We start from the raw sequence: 2,480 nt of genomic DNA, 5'->3' as shown, positions 1-2,480 counted from the left end.
ATCACGGCGACGTCGCCGGTGCGAAAGAACCCGTCGGCGGTGGTGGCGGCGGCGGTCTCGTCGGGGCGCTTCCAGTAGCCCTTCATCACCTGCGGCCCGCGCACGCAGATCTCGCCGCGGGTGCCGGGCGCCTGCCGCGAACTGAATGTTCGCCGTCTACGGCGCAGGGGTTACCTGCGTTTCGCGTCACGCGGGTGGCGCTTCGTCGCGGAGCGCCCGACGCAGCACCTTGCCGACGTTGGTCTTCGGCAGGCTCGCCTGCAGCACGACCTTGCGCGGCACCTTGTAGCCGGTGAGCTGGGTTCGCGCGTGGGCGCGGATCGCCTCAGGCGTCAGGTCGGGGTCGCGCACGACGACGTGGGCCACCACCATCTCGCCGGTCTCGGCGCTGGGCGCGCCGACCACGGCGCATTCGAGCACGCCGGGATGGGCGGCGAGCACGTCCTCGACCTCGTTCGGGTAGACGTTGAAGCCGGAGACGAGGATCATGTCCTTCATCCGGTCGACGATCCGCACCTCTCCGTCCGCCTCCATCACGGCGACGTCGCCGGTGCGAAAGAACCCGTCGGCGGTGGTGGCGGCGGCGGTCTCGTCGGGGCGCTTCCAGTAGCCCTTCATCACCTGCGGCCCGCGCACGCAGATCTCGCCGGGGGTGCCGGCCGGCACCGGCATCCCGTCGGGGCCGCGGATCGACACCTCGGTGGAGGGCAGCGGGTAGCCGATCGTGCCGGACCACGTCCCCAGCCGATACGGGTTCACGCAGACCACCGGCGAAGTCTCCGACAGGCCGTAGCCCTCGATGATGGTCTTGCCGGTGACCGCCTTCCAGCGCGCGGCGACCGCGCTCTGCACCGCCATGCCGCCGGCCACCACGTAGTCGAGCTGCGAGAAGTCCACCGTGTCGATCTTCGGATGGTTGTTCAACAGGTTGAACAAGGTGTTGACCCCAGAGAAGTGCGTGAAGCGCGTCTTCGCCAGCGTCTTCACGAAGCCGTCGCCGTCGCGCGGGTTGGGAATCAGCAGGCAGCTGCCGCCGGTGCGCATGAAGAAGAAGAAGCAGCAGGTCAGCGCGAAGATGTGATACAGCGGCAGCGCGGTGACCATCACCCGGCCGGGCGCTTCGATCCCCTCGAACCAGACTTCGCTCTGGACGACGTTCACCATGATGTTGCGGTGTGTCAGCATCGCCGCCTTGGCGATGCCGGTGGTGCCGCCGGTGTATTGCAGGAAGGCGATGTCGCCCTGCGTCACCGGGATTGCAGGCACCTTCAGCCCCCTGCCCTGCCGCAGGGCCGCGTCCAACCGCACCGTCTTGTCCGCAGGCAGGACGAAGGGCGGCACCGCCTTCTTCAGGTGGCGCGAGGCGAGATCCACGACCTTGCCCTTGAGCCCGAGGCCGTCGCCGGGGCCGGCGAGCACCACGCGGTCGAGGGCGACGCCGGGCATCGCCTCGGCGACGGTGTGGGCGAAGTTCTCCAGCACGACGAGGATGCGCGCGCCGGAATCGTTGAGCTGCGCCGACAGCTCGCGCGGCGTGTAGAGCGGGTTGATGTTGACCACCGTGCCGCCGGCGACCAGCACCCCGAAGATCGCGACCGCGTAGGCCGGCACGTTCGGCATCATGATCGCGACGCGGTCGCCCTTGGCAAGTCCCTGCGCGGCGAGCCAGGCGGCCAGCGCGCGGGCGGCGGCGCCCATCGCGGCGTAGGTCATCGAAGAGCCGAAGCACGTCACCGCCGGCCTTTTGGCGAAGCGCGCGGTGCTGATCTCGAACAGGTCGACGAGGGTGCCGAGGCTGTCGGCGTCGATCTCCGCCGGCATGCCCGGCGGGTAGGCGGCGAGCCACGGGCGCGGTGCCCGGCTGTCCTGGATCACGGCGTTTCTCCATCGCGCACGGCATTCTTGGCCGCGCTTATCGGTCTTGCGTGTTCGCTCCCCTTGGATGGGACTGTGCGGGATCGCTCCGCCCGCGGCAAGCGAGCGCAGCCGGCCCCGGGCGGCAGGCGCTGACAGCCGGCGGCTTATGCCATCGCGGCACGCGCCCGTCGGCCGAAGGCCACGACGAGGGCGTGCGGCAGGGCGGCGGCGAGGACCAGCAGCGCGGCGATGCCCGCCTCCGACCCGGTAATGGCCCGGCCCGGCCAGGGTCCGATGCCCTCCGTCCGGCCGAGCCCGAGGAGGGCGGCGGCGAACCACAGGGCGAGGAAACCGCAGAACGCGAACCCGATGCGGGCGCGCCAGCCGGTCCGCGGGCGGAGCCGCCCGGCCGCGAGCCAGCCGAACAGGCCGAGGATCGTGCCGAACAGGAGCGCACCGACCGCGGCCCCGAGGGCGTAGGCGAGCCAGAGCGGCTGGCCGGTGAGAAACGCCATGCTGCCGGTGCCGTAGGCGCCGCGCAGGATCACGCCCCCGAAGGTCGGGTAGAGCGAGGCCAGCAGCAGCGCAGCGATCCCGACGACGCCCCACACCGCCCGGCGCGG

At 71.2% G+C, this 2,480-nt stretch carries 1 protein-coding gene and 1 pseudogene; both read right to left on the bottom strand.

The window, feature by feature from the left end; translation table 11 throughout:
* Positions 1 to 186: 186 nt before the first annotated feature.
* Entirely contained in the window at positions 187 to 1,875 is a 1,689-nt protein-coding gene (locus tag FV222_RS23125) for an AMP-binding protein (RefSeq protein ID WP_147765278.1), read from the bottom strand.
* A 146-nt stretch (positions 1,876 to 2,021) separates the two neighbouring features.
* Positions 2,022 to 2,480: pseudogene (locus tag FV222_RS30015) on the bottom strand (hypothetical protein); the annotation flags it as partial.

This window comes from Methylobacterium sp. WL103 (assembly GCF_008039885.1).
Taxonomy (GTDB): Bacteria; Pseudomonadota; Alphaproteobacteria; order Rhizobiales; family Beijerinckiaceae; genus Methylobacterium; species Methylobacterium cerastii.
This window is presented reverse-complemented; position numbering and strand designations above follow the sequence as displayed.